Origin of the sequence: Coleofasciculus sp. B1-GNL1-01, from assembly GCF_040220235.1 — a bacterium.
In the GTDB taxonomy this organism is placed as follows: domain Bacteria; phylum Cyanobacteriota; class Cyanobacteriia; order Cyanobacteriales; family Coleofasciculaceae; genus Coleofasciculus.
In genome coordinates this window covers 1-22,551 of the sequence record NZ_JAVJTO010000161.1, presented here as the reverse complement: position 1 = coordinate 22,551, position 22,551 = coordinate 1, and the positions used below count along the sequence as shown (strand labels likewise).

Genomic DNA, 22,551 nt, shown 5'->3' with positions numbered 1-22,551 from the left:
TGGCTCTCCCGTACATAAGGTGATAAATTTTCCTTATATGTGTAGCGATTGGCTTGATTTGAAGAAAACCTAGCTTAATCGCTTAATTAGTTGGGTTTCCTTCGTCAACCCAACCTACAAGCATTACACCGTGGGACTTTGGCTTAATTCATAAGACTTTATTATCACCCTAAGTACGGGAGAGCCGGTGTTCGGAGCGATTCGGCACATAAGAAAGCCCAAAAGAAGCGGACAGCCGATAATTTGCCTGTGCATAGCTTTCAAACCCTGTTGGCTGATTTAGGGACAATTGTTAACAATCGAATTCAGTCTAATATCCCAGGTGTAAATTTCGACTTTGACAAGGTAACGGAACCGACTCCTGTACAAAGAAAGGCTTTAGATTTGTTGGGCGTCAGCCTGATTTGTACCCAGTGAAGCCGAAATAAAAATCGCCCTAAGCCTGGATAGGCATACGGTGTAGCGATTTGCAAAAGGGTAACTTCAGTGTAACTGGGTTGCGAGATCTGTTAAATTTTTCCTAACCTTGATGACGATAGCGATAACGTATCAGCATTCTAAGTTCTACACGAGCCAATAACAATGTCGAACTTACAACGTCAGGACATCATTGATCAATTCTGTATTTTATACGAGAAAACCAGTCACCCTAGTTATCGTGGCTTCAAGCCATCGATGCAACAGCGCCTGAAACGCCAGATGGAAAAACTGGTTCAGTTACATCCAGAGTGGCACAGTGATGATTATGTTGACTATTTCTGTAGTATTATTAACCAGGAATCACAACCCGAATCGGAACAACAATTCGCCCATCTCCATCTGGTTGCTTATTTGGATGCCTCTCGCTGCCATTTTATCCGCCAGTTTGCTCGAAAATTTCCCTTTCCTTTAGCCACTTGTCTCCATTTATTTGATCTGACAACTGACGTTCTATACAATCGCGATCATTTTAAAAAAATCATTCATGGACATAATGCCAATACGAGTAACGCCGCTAATTTAAAAACTTATGTAGAAGGCGCACTCAAGAATATTATTATTAACCAAATCAATTGGGAATCCGACTGGCATCTCTTATGCAATGTGGATCTCACCAGTCGCCGCAAATTCAATAATGCCGTGCAAAAATTGAGAGAGGCTTTATTCCGACAAGGGATAACTGAACCCCTGGTGTCTCAATACTGCTTTGCTTGGCAATGCTTTGTTCCTATTTATAAAAATAATCGGCTTTATAATCCAAGTCAAAGAAAAAGCAGGACGTGGGTTCAACCCGAACAAACAGATTTTGAGGAAGCGGCTAGAAACTATAATCTGAATCGATTTCTTGCTGATGCTCCCCTGCAAGTTTCGTCTGGCTCAAACGTAACAGCGGAGACGATTCAACAGTGGATGAATACCTGTGTTCAGGCGTTACGCAACTCTAAAAAACGGGTGGAACTGTCTAGGGATGCCGATAGCTATGAAAAACACTATGATCAGTCGGTTAATCCTTGGGAAACGTTGGAGTCTGACCAAGACTCTGCTGAATTTATTAATCAAATTACTCCCAGTTTACAGGCACAAATTCAGCGCGTTGAGCAAAATTTCGACAAAATTCGGAGTAAAATTCCTCGGCAATTCCGTCCGGCAGTTATGCCTTTGTGCTATCCTCACGAACTTTCGCTGCTGGTTCAAGAACAGTTTGCCAAGAAAGTGGGAGTCAATCAGGGAACAGTGGCTCGTTATATCGCCAATACCTACAAATCGCCCCTATTAACTCAAATGGATAGTCTGATTCGGACTCAGTTAGATAATGATTTGCAGGTTTGGAGTCAAAACTATGTAAAAGAGTTTTTGTCCAAGAGATTTACTAATCCTCATCAAAATCAGGAAATCGATAGAGCTTTAACAGTTGCCATTGAATCTCTAGAACCCCATTTACAATTGCTCCTAAAACTGCGCTATGGTCAAAACTATAGCATTGATACTATTGTTAAGTGTTTGGACAATGAGTCCAGCGATACAATTGAGAAAAAATTAAACTTGGTTCAACATGATTTAGAATTAGCGGCAATTGAAACAATAAACAAACTCAAGATCAGTTATATTGAGCAATTCATCAAAAACCACTACAAGCAAGTTATATCTGACCAACTCGTGATGGCTTTCTCGGAAATTAAATCCCGAAAAATTATACAAATGCGGTATGCTCAGAGAATGCCTGAAGAAAAAATTGCTCGACTTTTGCCCAAAGAAAATGTAAGCCAAGCCATTAACCAAGCCAAGCAGCAATTACAGAAGGCTTTACTCCAGTGGACTTATGGAACGTATGGAATTTCTCTAGAGCCGGAAAAAGACCAGGTGAGTCAAGCTGTTGAAACTTGGCTCAACCAGTTGTATTGTTTGGATTTAAATGAACTTCATAGTGGAGAGTCGTATAATGTTTAATTTGCTGGAATTATCCCGGACGTATCCCAATCAGATTTGGTTGAATTTATCTGAAGAACAACAAAAACAAGCTTGGCAGCGATCGCAAAATCATGCTAATGCGATGACTCGCTGTAATGCCTACCTAAATGAACTCTGTTTAACGGCATTTATCCCTTGGCTGGAGGGGTGGTGTCAAGAAGGACAAGAGAACGAAAAATTGACTCAAATTCGTACTTTTCCAGAATCATCCTTACCCAGTATATGGGAATTCATCAATGGTAGCCTAATTAACTTCGGTAACATTCGACTGGCGCTGATTCCCACAGATAGCACAGATTTAGATGAGGTTTGTGTTCCTCAAGAGTGGGTGGATATTGTCAGTTGGAGAGCCGATTATTATCTCGCCGTACAAATAAACCTGGATAGTCCCGATACATCCTGGATGAGACTGTGGGGATATATTAGCTATCAAAAATTGAAGCCAATAGCGATATACGAAGAAAGCGATCGCGCGTATTATATTTCTGGACAATATTTAACTCCAGATCTGACTCTGATGTTACTCCAACCTGAACCCGTTTTTCCGAAAAATGTACAAGTTGAATCAATACCATCTTTAACCCAGGAAACCGCTGAACGGTTATTGGCACAACTGAGTCAATCCTCTGTTTCCACCCCGCGTCTTGCGGTTTCTTATGACCAGTGGGCTGCATTTGTCACAAATGAAAAATGGCGTCAAGACTTATATGAAAGACGATTAAGACAAGTTCAAAGAGTGGCAAAACCTGATCCACACCGGATTAATCTAGGACAATGGTGGCAAAATATATTTGAGTCGGGTTGGCAATCTCTAGACGTCTTTTTAAACCAAAATTCAGTCCAGGTTGCCGTTAGTTTTAGACATAGACGATCTCAACGCAATCCAGAGAGACAAGTTTATGTAGAAGGGATTAAGGTAATAGATTTGGGGATAGAACTCAACAATCAAGCCGTGGCGTTGTTGGTGGGTTTAGCCCGAGAGATAGACGAACGAATCGGTGTTCGGGTACAGTTGTATCCGGTGGGAGAAACCCCTATCTTACCCCCTAATATTCGCGTCGCCTTACTCTCTCAATCGGGTGCTATACTTCAGGAATATCAAGCCCGAATACACGATAATTTAATTCAACTCAAACGATTCACCTGTCCTGTAGGGAAACAGTTCAGCATCCGGGTAGCGCTGGGTGAATTTAGTATTACCGAAAACTTCGCGATCGCGCCGTTTGCGACTGATGAGTAATTTAGTGGTCTTGAACCTAGGACGAGGAGACTTGTACAATGGCTTTGCCTGGGTTACGGCTCAGTTACAGGTACAAGATCAATCCCAAAATCGGCAGGTAATCGGCAGTTTACCCGCCGCCCCTCATCTGGTGGAACTTTACCGCCACTGGCAATTACTCTACGATTTACTCTATCAGGCACGTTCATTTATTATCCATCGCTCTCATCCTCAACCCATCGACATTGATGAAGATATCCAAATTGATGATACTGACGTAACTCACGTTGGCGAAACGGATTTTGCTGAGGTTTGTCAGGAATTACAACAGCAGATTGATACCTGGCTCGATTCCCCAGAATTTAGTCCGATATGCCGTCAACTTTATCAGCAATTTAACCCGAATCAAGACATTCGCGTCATTCTTCAAACCGAAGACAGTAACCTGAGAAAATTACCCTGGTATACCTGGCGATTTTTTCGGGATTATCCCCACGCCGAAGTGTCGTTGAGTTCTCTCAACATTGAACCGAGAACAACAACTCAAACGCCAACTAAAACCGTGAGAATCTTGGCAATTCTCGGCGATGCTACGGGACTTAATATTGATGTGGATCGGCAATACCTTGCTAGTCTGGATGGTGCCGAAACCGTCTTTTTAGTCGAACCCCGCCGACAGGAGTTAAATGAGCAGCTTTGGCATCATCAGGGATGGACGATTCTCTTTTTTGCCGGACATAGTTCTAGCCAAGGAGATGGAAATTCTGGGGAGATTTATATTAACCCCCATGAACGTTTAACCATTCCTCAATTAAAACACGCCCTCAATGAAGCGATCGCGGCGGGGTTACAATTGGCAATTTTTAACTCCTGTGATGGGTTAGGATTAGCGCGACAACTGTCGGATCTACAGATTCCGCAAATTATTGTCATGCGCGAACCTGTCCCCGATCATGTAGCCCAAGCCTTCCTTAAATACTTTCTGATTGAGTTGGCTGGGGGGCGATGCTTCGATTTAGCGGTACGGAAAGCACGGGAACGATTGCAAGGATTAGAGGGTGACTTTCCCGGTGCAAGCTGGTTACCGATCATTGTACAAACACCGACACCAATCGCACCGACTTGGCAAGATTGGCGGCAACAGCCAAAACCTGCCCCTAAACCGTCTATCCTGGGAGCAAGACGCCCCTGTTGGCAAACTCTCCTCTTAAGTAGTGCGATCGCGACAGGGTTGGTGATGGGAGTGCGGTGGTTGGGGTTCCTGCAATCTACAGAACTTTGGGCGTTTGATACTTTGATGCGAATGCGCCCGACAGAACTACCCGATGATCGCCTAGTGATTATTACCATAGACGCCGCCGATATTCAATATCAAGATCAGCAGGGAATGAAACGGCAAGGATCACTAGCAGATCAGGCGTTAGTCAACCTCTTGGACAAAATTAAACCCCACCAACCCGCTGTCATTGGTTTAGACATTTATCGTGATCCAGTGGCGTTTACACTAGATCCCGACGCCACAAAACAGGCGATTCGTGAGCGAGATCAGCGATTTATCGACATTTGCCAAATCGGGGGAGGTGTGAGAGAATCCCCGGAAATCCCCCCGCAATCAGGCGTTCCGGTGCAGCAGGTAGGGTTTAGTGATCTCCCCAATGATCCCGATTTAGTCATCCGACGCCAGATTTTTGGCATGGCGGCGGGAACCCAATGTCAGACTCAGCAATCCTTTAGTTTTCAGCTTGCCCGTCACTATTTAACCTCACGGGATATAGAATTTAAACGGCTTTCCCGCACCCGGTTTCAAATTGGCACCCGTATCTTCCCCAAATTGGAACGCCACAGGGGAGGCTATCATCATCTCGATTCCGGTGGCTTTGAAGTGGTGCTGAATTACCGGGCGACACAGAGAATTGCCCAAAAAGTCCCTCTACAGCAAATTTTAGACGGGTCAAAAGATGGGGAATTGGCAACCTTAATCCGCGATCGCATTGTGCTGATTGGTACAATCGACAACAGCTATGGAGACTATCATCTCACTCCCTACAGTGCCGCGTTTGAGCCGATTCAAGAACTCTCAGGGGTTGAAATCCAGGCGCAGATGGTGAGTCACATCATCAGTGCCGTATTAAATCAGCGACCTGTGGTATGGTGGTTTCCACAGTGGGGTGATCTGCTTTGGGTGTGGGCTTGGTCTGGAATCGCAGGTGTATGCATGGAACGATGGCATCAGCGGCGACTCTATCTGATCCTAGCTGGGGGTATCGCGTTAGCCGCGCTATGGGGATGCGGCTTTGTTTTCCTGTGGCGAACCGGACTTTGGTTACCTCTGATGCCGTCGATCGTCGCATTTACGATTGTTAAGGTATTTTATTTCTGCCGAGCGGTATGAAGATTAAACACCTATTAATTCCATTCGTCTACAGTATAAGTTGGAGCTATGTTCCCTCCGGCTTAGGCACAGAGTCTCCTAGCATTCCGGGACTACTTATGCCTGGTGTGTTCGCCCAAGAAAATGACGATACTATTGACTTTCAATCTGATGGTAGAAGTGGGAACCGCACTGGAGGTGGAAGTCGTAGCAAGTGTCCCCCAATGGATTTTCCCCTAACCGCGTTAGTTCCTGAATCGAACTGGGGGAGAACCGTTGCGGCACACCCGACATTGTGGTTTTATGTTCCTTATTCTCCAGAACAAGCCCCTGTGGGAGAGTTTGTGTTGCAAGATGAAGCGGGTAATGATGTCTATCGACTTCCGTTTCAGTTATCGCAAACGCCGGGTTTGGTTCGTCTCAGCATTCCGGATACTCAAGAACCACTGAAAAGGGGTAACTGGTATCGCTGGTACTTTTCACTGTATTGCGATCGCGACAAATCTGCTAGTCCAGTTTTTGCCCAAGGATGGATACAGCGAATTCCTTTAACTCCCACCCTAGAGAATCAACTCAATACTGCTAAACCGCGAGAGGATCAGGTTTATGTCGCCAACCGAATTTGGTTTGATGCATTAACGCATTTAGCGAATCTTCGTTTGGCTAACTCGCCCCACGTTACCGATGAAGACTGGCGCAACCTCTTGCAAGGGAAAGGGGTTAACTTAGAACTGCCCAGCCAAGAGTTGAGCGTGGGTTATGTTATCTTTAACGAACCGAGGAGTTTGGGGGAGCTGTAAGCTGCACGCCATAATAGTTCATCACGGCTCATTGCTTAAATTGGAGATTCCTATGCTGGATGCCTTACCAGGATTCCTGGATTTCGATACCCTAAAAACATTCATCTTACTCGCACTAGCCGGGATTTTCGCGATCGCGGGCGGTTTGTTTGCCTTTCGCTGGCTGGGTTCGCTATGGGAACGGTTCAGGGATATCTATCCTAAGGTGATTCAACCGGAAAAAGAATTACTCGGGTTAGTCCTGAGTCTAACCTTAACCGATATTATTTTTCTCGCTTATGCCAGACGAGAGTTTATCAAGCTGATCGAACTTCCCATCAGTCTCACTTTAGCGATTACAGCGAGTTTGTTAGGCTCTCGGTTATTCAAGCGGTTTTTTGATGCCTATCTGTTAAACGCTACCCTGCAAAGTGGACGGAAGGTTAATAGTGAATTATTACTCCTTTCCAAACTGGTTGTCAATTTACTGATTATTGTTACCATCATCATTATCTTTGCCCAAACTCATCAAATCAATATTTTTGGTTTGTTGGCAAGTTTGGGAATTGGTGGATTGGCGGTGGCGTTTGCAGCGCAAAAAACCCTGGAACAGCTACTTGGTGGTATTGTAATTTATATTGACCGTCCCTTTGTCGTCGATGATTATATTGGTTTACCCGATGGCACATTTGGCAGAGTGGAATCCATTGGACTGCGGTCTACCAAAATCCGCACCTCTGGGAAAGGAACGTTAATGGTGATTCCCAATAGTTCGCTAACTCAGGTCAGTATCGAAAACTTCACGGGTGCTAAGAAGGTTATTTCGATTATCTCATTAATTTTCTATCGTCCGATGCCCGACCAAGAAAAATCGCTGATCCGCCAAGTTATCTTAGAAAGCACGATTGATATTTTTGGGATTGACTCTCGCAGTACAGATGTCACGTTTAAAGATATTATCCAAGATGGATCGCCGGGAATGACTGAAGCCCAAATTAACTTTTTTATCCTGGGTTCCGGTGAATTCTCGATGGAGTTGCGCCGTCAAGTCCTGGATATTGCCAAACAAAATATCACCAAGCAACTCAAGGAATATGGTATTGCCTTTGACATCGAAGAACAAACCATTAATGTGGATTCACCGATTACGATCTAAGGAAGTAGATGGGGACAATAAAAGTTAACGGCTGAGATTGTCATTTGTCATTCGTCATTCGTCATACTCGCGCAAGCGAGAAGCAAGCTACGTCATTTGTAAGGGTTTGAGGTGTATTTACAGAACTTAATATAGGTAGGTTTATTGCCGCCGACCTACTTAGGGCATTCTGAATAAGTTTTGTGGTGGAGGGAAAAGGTAGAAGGTAGGAGGCAACAGTGCGAGCGTCTCGCTCGCTATTCTGTATGGAGATCTTAAATTTTAAAATACAAGGCATTACAGTTTATTATATAAAATACAGATGCGATATGTCGTGTCAGTCTAGGACATCGGTCAAGAAACCGGGTTTCTTTGGGTGAAAGGTTGATATTTGTCATCCTCACGAGAAACCCGGTTTCTGGGAATACTTGACCGACGCTCTAGCCATTCTGATTTCTAAAGTAGCCGTACTCGCTGATGAAGTTAACTGATATACCTAACACGATTAGTGATGTTTCTCTGTTTGTGTACTCCTTAAATTTGCCCAACTATGTTATTTTCCTGATTTTTGCTCTCCTTTCTATTTTGGCGGGTCGATACACACCGATTCTGGTAAGCTGGATTATTCACCGATTTTCACTTCAGCTAGGAACGGAAATTTATGATAATTTGATCGCTCCACTCCAACAAACGTTTAAATTTGCAGGAACCTTAATATTACTCTCATTCTCACTGGCTTGGCTGGAAGTATATCAGGGACTGCATGACTTCATTCGTCCCTTTATGGATTTAGCCGTAACAGTGAGTGTGGCGTGGTTAGCCTCTCGCTTATTTCGCCAATTTGTGCGCGTGTATGGGATAGGATTAGTGCGGAAACTAGGTCGAGAAGTTGATGAATTGCTCCTGGTTTTTGAGACTCTAGCGAATGTAATCATCGGATTTATTGCTGTAGTTGCATTTGCTCAAAGCCAACAGGTCAATTTAGTCGGCTTACTTGCCAGTTTTGGGATTGGCGGTATTGCGATCGCGTTTGCGGCACAAAAGACTTTGGAGCAGCTTTTGGGGACAATTGTTCTTTATTTAGACCGCCCATTTATTCCTGGAGAATATGTTCGCTTACCGGATGGAGTGTTTGGTCGGGTTGAATCGATTGGTTTGCGGTCTACAAAAATTCGCACGGCGGCTAAAAGCACACTTTTGATTGTTCCGAATTCAACGATGGCAAATTGGGAAATCGAAAATGTCACCCGAGGTAAGAAGGTGATGGTGTTACTCTATTTGGATTTTTCTCAACTTCTGGAAGAACGAGAAAAGGCTTTAGTTCAACAAATTATTGCCGATAGTACGAATTCTTTATTCGGGATCGATCCGGGAAGTACAAATATTACCTTAATCCCCTCACTGGAGGACAACTCTACGCGGGCTAGAGTAACGTTTTTCATTCTGGGTTCAAGCGAAAATTCTATTCAATTACGGAAGCGCCTATTGGAACTGGCTAATGACAAAATTTCCAAGCAGTTACTCGCCTATGGAATTAACTTTAAGATGAATGAACCGACGATTTATGTGGATTCACCGATTACCATCTGATTGAAATGATGATGAATGATGCATAAAGAATTAATAAAAAAGGACAAAGGACTAATAACAAAGGAGAACGCATGGAACTCGATCGCGATCGCACGGGTCGGTTAGGATAAGTGTATTATCTTGTGCTGCCCTTGCTGTAACTGTTTCTTCTCTAGCCTGTATGTCGTCTAGAAATTCCCTGCAAACTCGTCCCCACTGTTCATCATCAGAGGTTAAACCTGCACCCATTCGTCCTTTCCCTGATCGCAATCGCAAAGCCAGACCCAGTTTCCGACGGCGCTTACAATACTGTTACTGGCGCTTGATTCGTCTACAAGGACCCCCAGAGGCGATCGCACGCGGATTAGCCTGTGGTGTGTTTGCGGGGCTGTTTCCCCTATTTGGACTACAAACGATTTTAGGGATATGTCTAGCGCTGATCTTTCGCGGCAATAAAATTATCGCGGCGGCTGGTACTTGGGTGAGTAATCCCTTGACTTATGTGCCGATTTATGCATTTAACTTCCATCTGGGGAAATGGCTACTCCAGAAAAATAGCTTAACCGATATTAGCCTCGGATCTTGGCAGGAGTTCAAGGCGTTAGGATCTGAGATTATCTGGACGCTATTTGTTGGCTGCTTTACGGTAGGGATGGTTGGTGGAATTTGTAGTTATTTCCTAGGATTGACATTGATTCGGCGGGTTCGCGCCTCTTATCGAGCGCGTCGTCGGCATCAGCGTTAAATTGATGTAACGGTTGTTGAACGTAATTGCGGCATTCCCCGACTTCAACGACAGTAAGTCGGGGAAGGATAGCAGACAAACTAGGAATTAAATATTCCGCAGTTTGTCAAATTTCTATGGTAAAATATAGTCATGAAAACACGTAGAGTGACCTATAGAATTTATCCAAACAAGGCTCAATGTGACCAGCTTCATTGGGCTAGGAAAATGCACGGCGAACTCTATAACGCGGCAATTGCTAACCGGAGGACGCAGTACAAGCGTTTTGGTCATTCTGTTGACTATTTTGAGCAACAGGTGCGAATCGTTGGGTAGAAACTATTCCTGAAATGGAAAGAGGATTAAAAGCGAAAGCTCTCTTGTAATAGGAGAGATATGCTAACAGACTCACGATGATAAGGAAGATGGAGTCTCTAGTAGCAATATATATGTCTAAGACGAGTTTAAAGACTACGGTGGAATGGAAGACAATACCTTGGCAAAAGCTAGAGCGTAAAGTCTTTAAGTTGCAGAAAAGAATCTATCAAGCCTCTCAGCGTGGTGATGTGAAAACAACTCGCAGACTCCAAAAGATGTTGATGAAGTCTTGGGCGGCAAAATGTCTCTCGGTTCGTCGGGTAACACAAGACAATCAAGGGAAGAAGACGGCAGGTGTGGATGGCGTTAAATCGCTGACCCCAAAGCAGCGTCTCAACTTGATTGCCAATCTGAAATTAAGCTCAAAAGTCGCCCCAACCAGGCGAGTATGGATTCCCAAACCTGGTAAGGATGAGAAGCGACCATTAGGCATCCCCACAATGAACGACCGAGCGTTGCAAGCGCTTGTCAAACTGGCACTAGAACCAGAATGGGAGGCGCGATTTGAAGCTAACTCATACGGTTTCAGACCCGGACGCTCATGTCATGATGCGGTTCAAGCTATATATAATGCAATCAAGTTCAAGGGCAAATACGTCCTTGATGCCGATATTGCCAAATGTTTTGACCAAATCGACCATGAAGCACTGCTAAACAAACTGAATACATTCCCTACCATCCGCCGACAAGTTCGAGCTTGGCTAAAATCGGGAGTGATGGATAACAAGCAGTTGTTTCCAACAACTGAGGGTACGCCACAGGGCGGGGTCATCTCCCCGTTATTGGCTAATATTGCCCTCCACGGGATGGAAAATCTAATCAAAAAGAGATTCCCAAGACGAGGATATTCCGAGAATGGGAAAAAAAAGGACTTCTATCCTCCATCTGTGATTAGATATGCCGACGACTTCGTAATTCTCCACGAAGACTTAACCGTTGTCCAAAGTTGCAAGGAGATAATCCAGGAATGGTTAAAAGACATGGGTTTGGAATTAAAACCTAGCAAAACAAGACTTGCTCACACCCTCAACCCGTATGAGCAAGAACAACCAGGATTTGACTTTCTTGGTTTTACTATACGTCAATACAAGGTGGGTAAATACCACTCTGATAAAGATAAGTATGGAAAATTGCTAGGAATCAAACCAATCATCACCCCAAGCAAGGATAAGCAGAAGGTACACTACGAACAAATAGCGGAAGTCATTAACGCCCACAGGAATGCGCCACAAGTGGCGCTAATTAAGAAACTGAACCCGATTATTCGGGGATGGGCTAACTACTACGCAACACAAGTAAGTAAGGTAGCTTACTGTGACCAAGATTACCTCATGTACCAGAAGCTCAGAGCTTGGGCAAAGCGCCGACACCCCAAAAAATCCGGGGAATGGGTGTCAAAGAAGTATTGGCAATCCATAGACGGCGACAACTGGGTATTCGCAACCAGGCAAAAAGGTAATAACCCGATGCGGTTACTAAAACATAGCGAAACACCAATTAAGCGCTATGTAAAGGTTAAGGGCGAATCGTCCCCATACAACGGCAACCTGGTTTATTGGAGTTCAAGGATGGGTAACAACCCTGAAATGCCTAAGACACTGGCAACATTGTTGAAGAAGCAAAAAGGGAAATGTACTCACTGCGGATTAATTTTCCGTGAAAACGATGTGATGGAAGTTGACCACAGAATCCCTAAGTCGCAAGGTGGAAAGGATTCCTACGATAATTGGCAGCTTCTACATAGACATTGCCATGACACAAAGACCGTCACAGATGGCAGTCTCGGCAACCAATCTGGCTGTAACAGTGCCAAGCCTAAGCTCACCAAAAGGCTCGAAAGAGTCGAGGATAAATGGGTAATGAGGTATGCTTGACTTGCACCTTATCGTTGAGGAGCCGTGTGAGAGGAAACTTTCACGCACGGTTTTGAAGACCAGCGGGACTGGTGACAGTCTCGCTGAGTTTAATAACTGTTTGCCTGAGTTTAAGAAAGTTTGGATTGAGTATGCCGAATTAGGTTCTCATACGTTACAAGCTACATTAAAGCGGGTTGATTTTGCCTATAAGCGATTTTTCAAAGGATTAGGCAAGTATCCTAAGTTCAAAGCCAAGCGGCGGTATAGTGGCTGGACATATCCAGACAAAGCAGGTTGGAAGGCTTTATCTAACGGTAAAAACGGTTACTTGGAACTAAGAGACCTTGGTTTAAAGATTCAAATGCGGGGGCAAGCTAGGACCTGGGGAACTCCAACAACCTGCACAATCTTTTTCAGAAATGGTTTGTGGTATGCGTCAATCACTGTGCAGTGCAACCCAATCCGTCAAACAGGTACGGGTTCAATCGGAATCGACCTTGGCTGCCAAGACGCGGTGACGCTTTCAACTGGCGAAAAAATCGCTAAACCAGATTTTATTCAGGAGGGACATAAGAAGGTTAAAGCCGCCTCAAAGCGGTTAAGACGTAAAAAACCGCCTAATAGGAACAAAAAAGTTAAGGGATCGAGACGATGGAAAAAGGAACGCAAGCGCATCTCTAAACTTCAGAGCAAGATAGCCCGACAACGGGAAAATTGGCTGCACAAAGTAACCAGCGATATAGTGAGCGGTAATAGCCTAATCGGTGGTGAGCAGTTAAACGTCAAGGGTATGACTCGGAAAGCAAAGAAGGGTAAGCGTAAGAAGCAAAAAGCCGGGTTAAATCGGTCTATTCTTGACGTTGGGTTTGGTAGAGTCGGTGATTTATTAACCTACAAATCGGCTGAGGCAGGTGGGTTTTATGTTGAGTCACCAACTAGGACGCTCAAGCCAACTCAACGGTGCGCTAAATGTTGGGAATTAACGCCTAAGACTTTGAGCGATAGAGTTCATGTTTGCTCTAATCCCGACTGCAAGCACGTCGAAGATAGAGATGTTAATGCTGCTCAAATTAATGAGATTTGGGCAAGGGGTTTGGAACGAACCTCTTCAGACGCAGAGCTGCCTAGCTCTACTGATTGTGGAAGCATGAAGCAACTAGGAGCTCAGAAGCGTCAGAAACGACGACTTCAACGAAGTAAGTCGTCGTAGTTCATAAAAGCCACAATGACAGATATCTGTACTCCTGTGACAGTCTAGTGCAGCGGGCATAAAAATACTTGAGCAGCTTCGTAGATACGATGAAGCAGGGGGAGATGGGGGAGATGGGGAAGATGGGGGAGATGGGGGAGATTGTGTAGGGGCGGGTTTCACGACTATCTTTTTGGTTACACCCAGATGTAACTAAACCAGCCCCAACTTTACAAATGAAATGACAAATGACGAATGACGAATGACAAATGACTTTATCAATGAATGTTTGGCAAGCAGATTTTTATCGGCGTCCTCTGCGAGATGAAACGGGACAAGTCTTATGGGAATTATTAATTTGTGACACCACAGGTAATGTTATATATCAATCATTCTGTCCTCAGCCAGATGTAACCCGTGATTGGTTGCTATCGCAGGTGAAAATCGCGGCGACTAAGACAGGATTACCGGATGCGATTCACATCTTTCGTCCGCAGTCATTCAATTTATTCCAAGAGGTGGGACAACAATTAGAGATTAAGGTAGAAGCCACACGACGTACCCCAACCTTAAAGCAACGATTACAGGAAAGAACGTTAGATTATCAACAGCACGAGAATTACACTGGGGAAGCGTACAATCCCCTTAGCTTGGACAAACCGCCACCCGTACCCTTACCCGAAAATCTCTGGGGCGATCGCTGGCGATTTGCTAGTATTCCCGCAGGGGATATTGAGGAGGGGTTTGCCCAACGCCCGATTCCAATTTTACAGATGCCAAATCAACTCTTACCCCTCCAATTAGGTTTAGCCTCAACGGTAGCTGTTCCCGGAGTCGTAATTGATGGGGGGCGTCAGTCGATGCCATTAGCGCGTTGGCTGCAAGAGGTGCAACCTGTAGCACTTAATTATATTCCCGGTGCGCCAGATGGGTTAATTTTAGAAGCCGGATTAGTGGAACGCTGGGTAATGGCAACCTTTGAAGATGAAGAAGTAGCGGCGGCGGCGAGGTTGTATGAACAACGCAAGCAAACGAGTCAGGGATTACATTTTTTGTTGGTGCAACCGGATGATTCGGGAATGACGTATACCGGATTTTGGTTATTGATGGCTGATTAATTTGGTCAGTTGTCTTATGTCATTTGTCATTTATTAGACATCTTTAACCTTGATGAAGGGCGGGTTTTGTTGAAAGGTTATCGATAGGTATCATAATTAAATGGCTAAACCCGCCCCTACAGTTGGTTTTCATGCTTCGACTCAACCGAATTATCCGGTTTATTTTGGCTTACGTTCTTTGAGAAAGTAGGTAGTCATTGCACCTTTACCTTTTACGGAAATTGAACCGCGTTCTTGAAAGATGTATTTATCTTTTAAATGTTCATACGTGGCATCGGAAACTTGAATATAACCCGGAAGACCATGGGATTCCATACGACTAGCCGTATTAACCGTATCACCCCACAAATCATAAATAAACTTTTTCAACCCAATCACCCCAGCGACGACTGGACCACTGTGAATGCCAATACGCATCATGAAAGCGTGTCCTTGTTGGGCATTAACCGCATCAATTTCCTTTTGCATATCCAGGGCAAATTCGGCAACGGCTTCAGCGTGATCCTGACGCGGTAGGGGTAAGCCGCCGACAACCATATAAGAATCGCCAATGGTTTTAATTTTTTCTAAGCCATGGAGTTCTACTAAACGGTCAAATCGCGAGAAAATCTCATTGAGAAGATTGACCAGTTCGGTGGGGGAGATTTCTCCTGATAGGCGAGTAAAGTCCACAATATCGGAGAAGAGAACTGTGGCTTCTTCAAAACTATCAGCAATCGTCTCCGAGTCTTTTTGCAGGCGTTTGGCAATAGATTCCGGTAAGATATTCAGGAGGAGATTTTCTGCCTTTTCTCGTTCAGCAACCAGGTTTTTGGCAGAAGACTCTAAGGCGTCTAACATCGAGTTAATTGTTTGCGCCAGGTGGGTTAATTCATCATTCCCCTTGGCGCTAACTCGTAGCGATAGGTCATTACTTGTGCCAACTTCCTGTACATTTTTACTCAAATTTGCTAGGCGAGACAGTACTATTTTTTCCAATAGGAAAAGAGTGCCTACACTAAAAAGAATCCCTAAACCTAAAAGGGATAAAATAAGATAACGTAGGCTAAGGCGACCTTGTTGATAGATTTCTCGTGGGATGTCGATTTGAACCAGTAACGCGGGTTGACCATAGATATCGCGGAGGAGGGTATAGCCTGCGATCGCCTCCCGACTTATAATCTGGATTAAGATGGGAGCCTGATTGGGTTGGGACTCCTGTTCAGATAGGCTAGACTGCACAGTCTGCAATTTAGCGGGTAATTGGGTATTATCGAGTCGGTAGACCTTGAGATTGAGTTGGGTGAGTTCCGCTAACGCCTCAACACGCTGGTCATTCAGGTAGCGACCCATAATCAAAGACCCTCGTATTGAACCAGTTTCCTCGTTGGTAAGAATGGGATTTGAGGCAATCATTAACGGTCCCTGGGGTAAGAGAATTAAACCGGTAACGCTACTGGTTGTATCAGGATGCTGTAGTAAAACATTATCGGAATTCAGTTGTTGAATTAAGGGAGTGGGAATTAGGATTTCTTGCTGCTGAGCTAAGTTAAAATGTTTACCAAAAACCAATTCATCTTGGCGGTTAAAGAATAAAACCAGGTTGAGGTTAATATTCGTTAAATTTGTATCTGAGAGATTCTCTTGAATATAACTTCGACTGGTATCTTCAATAAACGCATAAGTATCATCCCACTCACCATAATCAGCCGCTAAAACAGCTAAATTATCTAATTCATCGAATAACGCCTCCTGTACCCGTCGCACATTACGATACGCATGTTGTTCCTCGATTTGCGCGAAACTACGGATTAAAATTAGCGATAGACTGGCGTAAAGGACACCGATTAAACCCGCAAGGGTGAGACCAATCAGGAGTAGGGTTTTCTGGCGCAGGCTCATAAGTTCAGCAGGGGAGTGGCGGACAAAGGATAAGCTGGGGGAGATGTGAGCTGGTCAGTTATTTCTGCCATGCTGCATTAGGGAGTCGTTCTTTCTCCCTACAAAGTAAAGTACAACAATTCAAGGCGATAAAGGAAGAAATTCCGGTAAGGCGTCAGGACTCACTTTATTTCCGCCACGCTGAACCCATTATGGGTAGGTTACTACAGACATCTGAATAAAAGCCTATTTTCTGACTGAAGTATCCACCTAAGCCAGACGATTAATTCGAGTCAGATGGAGGATGTCTATTGCTTAAGGCATATTTTTTTAGGTGTACGGTTTAGTCAATTCAAAACAATCTCTACAGTCCTACAACTTATCAACAGAGTCAGACGGCAACCCTCAACAAGGTGATAAGCCGTGGAATTCTGCACCCGACTTTAAGTATGTAGCTAACCCCACAGCTAGTCATTCTTAGAGACAATTGGATCAGGTTCTAAGTAGCTTGGCGTCGCTATTAAAATGGTGAATGTCTAGGTTGGGTTGACGCCAGTAAACCCAACTTACAGCAGTTTTCAAGTTAATAGACTACAGACGATGATTGCGCTGAAAAGCAAGCCGATACAATTTTGTATTCCATAAACTGAAGTTCCCCAAACCAAAAAATCAAAACTGCCTCACCGTGCGGCTTTCCGCGATTTTTTAGCCGCCCTACTTATGTACAATCGCTGAAATCTTGATGTGGAGTGGGTTTCAGCCGATCTCTTGTCATATTGCAAAAATACCGCGTTGGCGGAGCCTGTTCCGAAGGAACGTATCGCGGTATTTTTGCAAGGTCTACATGGGTACAGTTTTGGAGGGTTTGAGCGCTAAAACCACCACGGAATAAGGATTTAGCCTGGGTATAGTACATCCGCACGGCAGGAACTTCAGTCTAATTGGCTCAAACGTTTGCTTAGTCGGAGTTTCGGCTTCTATCCTCAATCGGGATGGGGGGAACTTCAGTAGGGTGATTTGCCGGACATCATATTACTTCTTTGACTGCAACTTGGTATAAACCCGCCCCGGTCAAATTGCAAAATTGAGTCAACCCGAGAACTCCCCTATCTCCGCGACAAAGGACGAATGACAAATGACAAATGACAAATGACAAATGACAAATGACAAATGACAAATGACAAATCATTGACAGCGATCGCAGACTCCATGCACCGTCACCTCATAGCTTTCAGCTTGCATACCGGGCGGTAGGCGGTTTAAGTCAATGCTTTCAAATGTATCCCAAGGAATATCTTTAATCGCACCGCAACAGCGACAACGAAAATGATGGTGGCGATCAACATTCGCATCGTAACGACAGACACCTTCCTCTAATAAAACTTCCCGCACCAGTCCCACTTCCCGCAGTGCTTGTAGCGCACTGTATACAGTCGCTTGAGAAGATGTTGGCGCTTGGTGATTGAGATCGCTGAGGATTTGATCTGCCGTCGGGTGATCAAAACGAGTCAGCAAATTGGCATAGACAGAAAATCGCTGTGGGGTAACCCTCAACCCCTTGGATTTCAAGACTTTAATCAGGTTTTCTGCTTGCTGCTGCATGGTATTCACCGTTTTTATAAGCAGTTCTTTAATTATAACACTCTTTTTTAGGAGTTATACTTGTCTAGCAGCTAGACTAAAAAATAAGTATTTATTACTATTGACTCATTCTTAAATCAGAATTATTCTGAATTATAGTTAGATATAGCTAAAGCAAACAAAAATCTAGTCGTCTGTAAAACGAGGTAAATATGGCTGTTATTGATCGTGTACCCGACGCTGTGTTCAAGACTCGCGTGCGTGATGAGTCTGTAGGGGGTTCAAATCCCTACCGTTGGCAAGATCGGACAACGCAGGAAATCTTTGGTGACAAAAAAGTTGTTGTATTTTCCTTACCGGGTGCGTTTACACCCACCTGCTCGTCCAACCACCTGCCTCGCTATGAAGAACTCTATGATGAGTTCAAGGCGCAGGGTATCGATGAAATCATTTGCCTGTCGGTGAATGATGCGTTTGTTATGTTCCAGTGGGGTAAGCAGCAAGGGGCAAAGAATGTGTTATTGCTCCCCGATGGTAATGGCGAGTTTACCCGCAAGATGGGAATGCTAGTCGATAAGTCCAACCTCGGTTTCGGAATGCGTTCCTGGCGCTATTCGATGCTGGTGAACGACGGCAAGATTGAAAAATTCTTTGCAGAACCGGGTTATAGCGACAACTGCCCAGATGACCCATTTGAAGTGTCTGATGCAGATACGATGCTCGCTTCCCTGAAGGGACAAGAACCCGCAGGTGTCTCTGAGCCGCGTCTGGCATTTGTTGGTTAATTTGAACTACCATCTGTGGGGACACGACATGTCGTGTCCCCACTGTTTGTGTTGTGGGTGATGGTGTTGGGTGTCCTCTTGCTGTCTCAACCAGAACAGGACTTACAAAACTACACCACATATCGCGGCAATGGTGCGTTACGCTACGCTAACGCACCCTACATATAGAGGTTTTGCGTAAGTCCTACAGAAGACACCCGGTTCAATTAGATGAATAACTCAAAGACTTGTCGGCAGAACTGTTTGAGCTTGTCACTCACCTCCGGCGCAGGCTGATAATTACCGACACATTGCCAGTTTTCAACCGTCGAAAGTCGCCAAGCTTCTCCTTGATGATTAAATCCTGCGGCATCTAAGCCGATCAAGCGATGAGACTCTTCTAAGGGATCTTGGTAAAACCGAATTTGTAGTAAGATGCTGCGGCTTTGTAACTTTCTACTCCACCCAGGAAAGTGAAAACCGATATCGATTGAGTCAGGATCAACTAGATTGCGAGTATCGGGGTCATTTTGCCAAGGTTTCAAGTCCGCCTTGGCATCGGGAAACTGGGACTTAAACAAGTTGACTATAGCGGCAATTTTGGTGGTTACCTCTAAACCATTGGCTTGTTCCGCAGCATTCATGATTAAATCTCCTATGGTTAACGCTTATTTACAAGATTGCTTCATTATTTATTACAATTAGCGAGTCTGTTGGCTATCTGTTTAGCAGACAAGGGATATGTTGTGATTTGTTGACAATTTCCGGAGATCGGAAATTACCAAGAAAACTTGCTCAAACGTCTACAGGGCGGTAAGCTCAAAGCACGGTCAAGGTGTAGGAAATAACAGTGTCCATTCAGGAAAACTCAATTCAGGTCGGGTCGCTAGAGTGGTTTTATCGGGAAGCCACCCCGGTTAATCCCAGCACACAACCCCCTGTTCTGCTGCTTCATGGTTTGCCATCCCAGAGTTACTCATGGTCAGCGCTAATGCCCGATTTAGCCGAAAAAGGGTTTCGAGCGATCGCGCCAGACTGGATTGGTGCGGGTTTCTCTGCTAAACCAGACCGTCGTAAGTTTGCCTATACGCCAGATGCTTTTATTAAAGCCTTAGCAGAATTTATCCAACATCTGCAAATCGAGCGATTTTATCTGGTTGTCCAAGGGTTTCTGGGTTCAGTGGGACTCCAATACGCTTTGCGTTACCCCGATCAGGTTGAACGGTTAGCCATTCTCAACACCCCTGTCTCATCAGCGAGTCAGTTACCGTGGAAGATCAAGCAATTGGGCTTACCCTTGGTCGGTGATATGTTGACCCAAGACCCGTTGTTGGTTGATCGCACCTTAGAAGGCGGTAGTGGCTATCGCGTGTCTGATAAAGATTTAGATGTATATCGCCGTCCCTTTCTCAGCAGTTCTGATGCAGGACGAAGTTTACTAATGACGGTTAAAAACCTGCAAATTAAATCCTCTATGGCAGAAATCGAAGCCGGGTTTCGCAACTGGAATCAACCCACATTGATTCTTTGGGGGATAAAAGATCCGTGGCTTCCCTTGGTTCAAGTTCAAGAATTTGCCAAAATGATCAAGAATGTCGAATTGGTAGAACTAGAAGAAGCTGGACATTATCCCCAAGACCATTGGTCTGAGAAGGTGAGTAATAATCTGCTGCTGTTTCTACGCCGTCAAGCCGTGTAAAGAGAGGAGTTGGGGGAAGCTGAGGGAGCTGAGGGAGCTGAGGGAGATGAGGGAGATGAGGAAGTTAACTAAAAACTCTACCTTACCTGTTCCCTATTCCCTGTTCCTTGTTCCCTCCCCTCACCACAGGGCTTATTCAGCAGCCCCTGCCTATACCCAATTTAAATGCATGACAGCTTATTGTTGCTAAGTACTGGACTTTAGACTACGACAAATCAACCCAGCTATAATCCGAAGCTGAGAAAGAAAGAAAATTCCTTAAAATTTAAAGATTAAGAGGCTGTTTGTGTCGGTTTTTTGTATCGTAATTTACCTTTTTTGACCAAGGGATAACGTGTTCTTTTAGTACGCTTGTTCCCCTCAGTCCAACCGGGAGACTTTCCACGGAGTTTGGGAGCCACAGCAGGTGTACCAATCAAGGCGTAAAAGTAATGAAATTGACTGAGCTACCCAACAAGCGAGTCAAATTTTGAATGGGTTTTTGCCATGGGAGATGATACTGTGCGACTAAATCTTTGGCTAACCATAACTCCCAAGTCATAATTGGCATTAAATCGCTCCACCGTTCACATTGATGGGGAGTGCTAAGTTGAGGAACTGTCCAATGTAGTCGCTGCTTCAAAAAGCGATACCAATGATCAACCGCAAATCGGCGCAAATATTTGCGCCAAATCCTCTCAAGAGGAGGCATGGACTGACCAACCCACACTAACCATAAAGGTTTAGACTTAGACTGTGATGATGTAAGATTGAGTCGTTCAACTAAAATTAACTGCATTGGAGTTGAAGCACTGCCCGAAAAGTGTAGATCTTGCCACCAACGGACTCGAAGTTGCCCCAGTTTGGCATCCTCAACCTCAATAGTTTCAGTAGCTTCCCACCAAGTTGAAGGATCATTGAGCTTAAATTTTTGACCGTGTTTTCTCGGTCGTCCCTTGCCTGTATATAGATACTGCTGGCGAATCAGGGGTCAGACCCCTCACCCCGCTGCTCTATTCCTTCACGTCCATTCATGGTTCACGCTGAGAGGAACCCGTCAGCTTGCGCCCTAGAGCGTCGGTCAACTAATAGTAAAGAGCCTGATTTTCCGTTGAGAATGAGTACCAGAATGACCGTTTTGCGTTATAGCTGGGATTACGCTTACTGGCGCTCTAGAATGAGGCATTAATTAAGGTAAGGTGTCACGCATTTAAATTGGGAATGGGTAGGGAACAATATGGGGAGCCTGACAACGATTTTGCCGTAGAAACCTTGACATAGTGTTAATTCAACTCCCTAAGAATGTCTGTTCCCAATAATGGCGCGATCGCGAATACCAAGCTGTGGGCTACTTATGTATGTTTGGGGATGAACGCTAAAACTATTACGGCATAAAGCTTAACGCTGGATTTAGTATATTTGTACGGAAATACTTCAGTTTAGGGCGCATCTAAACCACCCTAAAATTGAGGCGTATAAATTGTGTTCCTCACTCCGCATTGATAAATATATAGATCGATCTATATATTTAATTTATTCAAAATAGCTAAGATTGATTAAGCGTACTGCCTGCGTAGGCGGGCAAATGAACTTATCCGAGTTTGAGCTTTTAACACTCCATTTGACTGGGCAAAAAAACGAGCTAAATTCATAGCACAAGCTGTAGCAATATGCTGTAAATGAGTTTTAGCCTGAAGTTCCCCCAGCCAAAAAATCAAAACTGCCTCACCGTGCGGCTTTCCGCGATTTTTTAGCCGCCCTACTTATGTACAATCGCTGAAACCTTGATGTAGCGTGGGTTTCAACCGATCTCTTGTCATATTGCAAAAATACCGCGTTGGCGGAGCCTGTTCCGAAGGAACGTATCGCGGTATTTTTGCAA

15 protein-coding genes and 3 pseudogenes are annotated in these 22,551 nt (G+C 44.5%); 14 read left to right on the top strand and 4 right to left on the bottom strand.

Annotated features, from left to right (window positions below; translation table 11 throughout):
• Positions 1–192 precede the first annotated feature (192 nt).
• From RID53_RS34585 to RID53_RS34530, 12 genes and pseudogenes are all read left to right on the top strand, one after another.
• A pseudogene (locus tag RID53_RS34585) lies at positions 193–417 on the top strand (IS1634 family transposase); the annotation flags it as partial.
• Between the two features lie 165 nt (positions 418–582).
• On the top strand, positions 583–2,427 hold the full coding sequence (locus RID53_RS34580) for an XRE family transcriptional regulator (RefSeq protein WP_446392398.1): 1,845 nt from the start codon (positions 583–585) through the stop codon (positions 2,425–2,427).
• Complete coding sequence (locus tag RID53_RS34575; RefSeq protein ID WP_446392397.1) at positions 2,420–3,688, top strand: DUF1822 family protein; 1,269 nt, start codon at positions 2,420–2,422, stop codon at positions 3,686–3,688. Before RID53_RS34580 ends, RID53_RS34575 begins: the two co-directional genes overlap by 8 nt.
• Entirely contained in the window at positions 3,633–6,059 is a 2,427-nt protein-coding gene (locus RID53_RS34570) for a CHASE2 domain-containing protein (RefSeq protein ID WP_446392396.1), read from the top strand. Before RID53_RS34575 ends, RID53_RS34570 begins: the two co-directional genes overlap by 56 nt.
• A complete protein-coding gene (locus tag RID53_RS34565) occupies positions 6,056–6,838 on the top strand; it encodes a DUF928 domain-containing protein (protein WP_446392395.1) in 783 nt (260 codons plus the stop codon). Before RID53_RS34570 ends, RID53_RS34565 begins: the two co-directional genes overlap by 4 nt.
• A 52-nt stretch (positions 6,839–6,890) precedes the next feature.
• On the top strand, positions 6,891–7,973 hold the full coding sequence (locus RID53_RS34560; protein WP_446392394.1) for a mechanosensitive ion channel family protein: 1,083 nt from the start codon (positions 6,891–6,893) through the stop codon (positions 7,971–7,973).
• Between the two features lie 456 nt (positions 7,974–8,429).
• Complete coding sequence (locus RID53_RS34555; RefSeq protein ID WP_446392393.1) at positions 8,430–9,542, top strand: mechanosensitive ion channel family protein; 1,113 nt, start codon at positions 8,430–8,432, stop codon at positions 9,540–9,542.
• Between the two features lie 160 nt (positions 9,543–9,702).
• Positions 9,703–10,266, top strand: a complete 564-nt coding sequence (locus RID53_RS34550; RefSeq protein WP_446392392.1) for a DUF2062 domain-containing protein — start codon at positions 9,703–9,705, stop codon at positions 10,264–10,266.
• A 132-nt stretch (positions 10,267–10,398) separates the two neighbouring features.
• Positions 10,399–10,563: pseudogene (locus tag RID53_RS34545) on the top strand (helix-turn-helix domain-containing protein); the annotation flags it as partial.
• Positions 10,564–10,694: 131 nt separating this feature from the next.
• Positions 10,695–12,497: a group II intron reverse transcriptase/maturase gene (gene ltrA / locus RID53_RS34540; RefSeq protein WP_446392391.1), complete on the top strand. Its 1,803-nt coding sequence runs from the start codon at positions 10,695–10,697 to the stop codon at positions 12,495–12,497.
• 52 nt (positions 12,498–12,549) lie between these two features.
• Complete coding sequence (locus RID53_RS34535; RefSeq protein WP_446392390.1) at positions 12,550–13,689, top strand: RNA-guided endonuclease InsQ/TnpB family protein; 1,140 nt, start codon at positions 12,550–12,552, stop codon at positions 13,687–13,689.
• 260 nt (positions 13,690–13,949) lie between these two features.
• The gene (locus RID53_RS34530; RefSeq protein WP_446392399.1) at positions 13,950–14,786 is read left to right on the top strand and encodes a Tab2 family RNA-binding protein; all 837 of its coding nucleotides are present in this window, start codon (positions 13,950–13,952) and stop codon (positions 14,784–14,786) included.
• Between the two features lie 159 nt (positions 14,787–14,945).
• Here the strand turns inward: RID53_RS34530 and RID53_RS34525 are convergent, their stop codons facing one another.
• Both RID53_RS34525 and RID53_RS34520 read right to left on the bottom strand, forming a co-directional pair.
• Entirely contained in the window at positions 14,946–16,667 is a 1,722-nt protein-coding gene (locus RID53_RS34525) for an adenylate/guanylate cyclase domain-containing protein (protein WP_446392389.1), read from the bottom strand.
• A 1,164-nt stretch (positions 16,668–17,831) separates the two neighbouring features.
• Positions 17,832–18,248 carry a Fur family transcriptional regulator gene (locus RID53_RS34520; protein ID WP_446392388.1) on the bottom strand — a complete coding sequence of 139 codons (417 nt, stop codon included), beginning with the start codon at positions 18,246–18,248 and terminating at the stop codon, positions 17,832–17,834.
• Positions 18,249–18,439: 191 nt separating this feature from the next.
• On the opposite strand from RID53_RS34520, the gene RID53_RS34515 reads away from it, so the two are divergent.
• A complete protein-coding gene (locus RID53_RS34515) occupies positions 18,440–19,012 on the top strand; it encodes a redoxin family protein (RefSeq protein WP_446392387.1) in 573 nt (190 codons plus the stop codon).
• A 206-nt stretch (positions 19,013–19,218) separates the two neighbouring features.
• Here the strand turns inward: RID53_RS34515 and RID53_RS34510 are convergent, their stop codons facing one another.
• Positions 19,219–19,635 carry a hypothetical protein gene (locus tag RID53_RS34510; protein WP_446392386.1) on the bottom strand — a complete coding sequence of 139 codons (417 nt, stop codon included), beginning with the start codon at positions 19,633–19,635 and terminating at the stop codon, positions 19,219–19,221.
• A 206-nt stretch (positions 19,636–19,841) separates the two neighbouring features.
• Here RID53_RS34510 and RID53_RS34505 point away from each other — a divergent pair, with 206 nt between their 5' ends.
• The gene (locus RID53_RS34505; protein WP_446392385.1) at positions 19,842–20,690 is read left to right on the top strand and encodes an alpha/beta fold hydrolase; all 849 of its coding nucleotides are present in this window, start codon (positions 19,842–19,844) and stop codon (positions 20,688–20,690) included.
• 272 nt (positions 20,691–20,962) lie between these two features.
• Here the strand turns inward: RID53_RS34505 and RID53_RS34500 are convergent.
• Positions 20,963–21,636 (bottom strand): annotated as a pseudogene (locus tag RID53_RS34500) (NF041680 family putative transposase); the annotation flags it as partial.
• Positions 21,637–22,551: the final 915 nt, after the last annotated feature.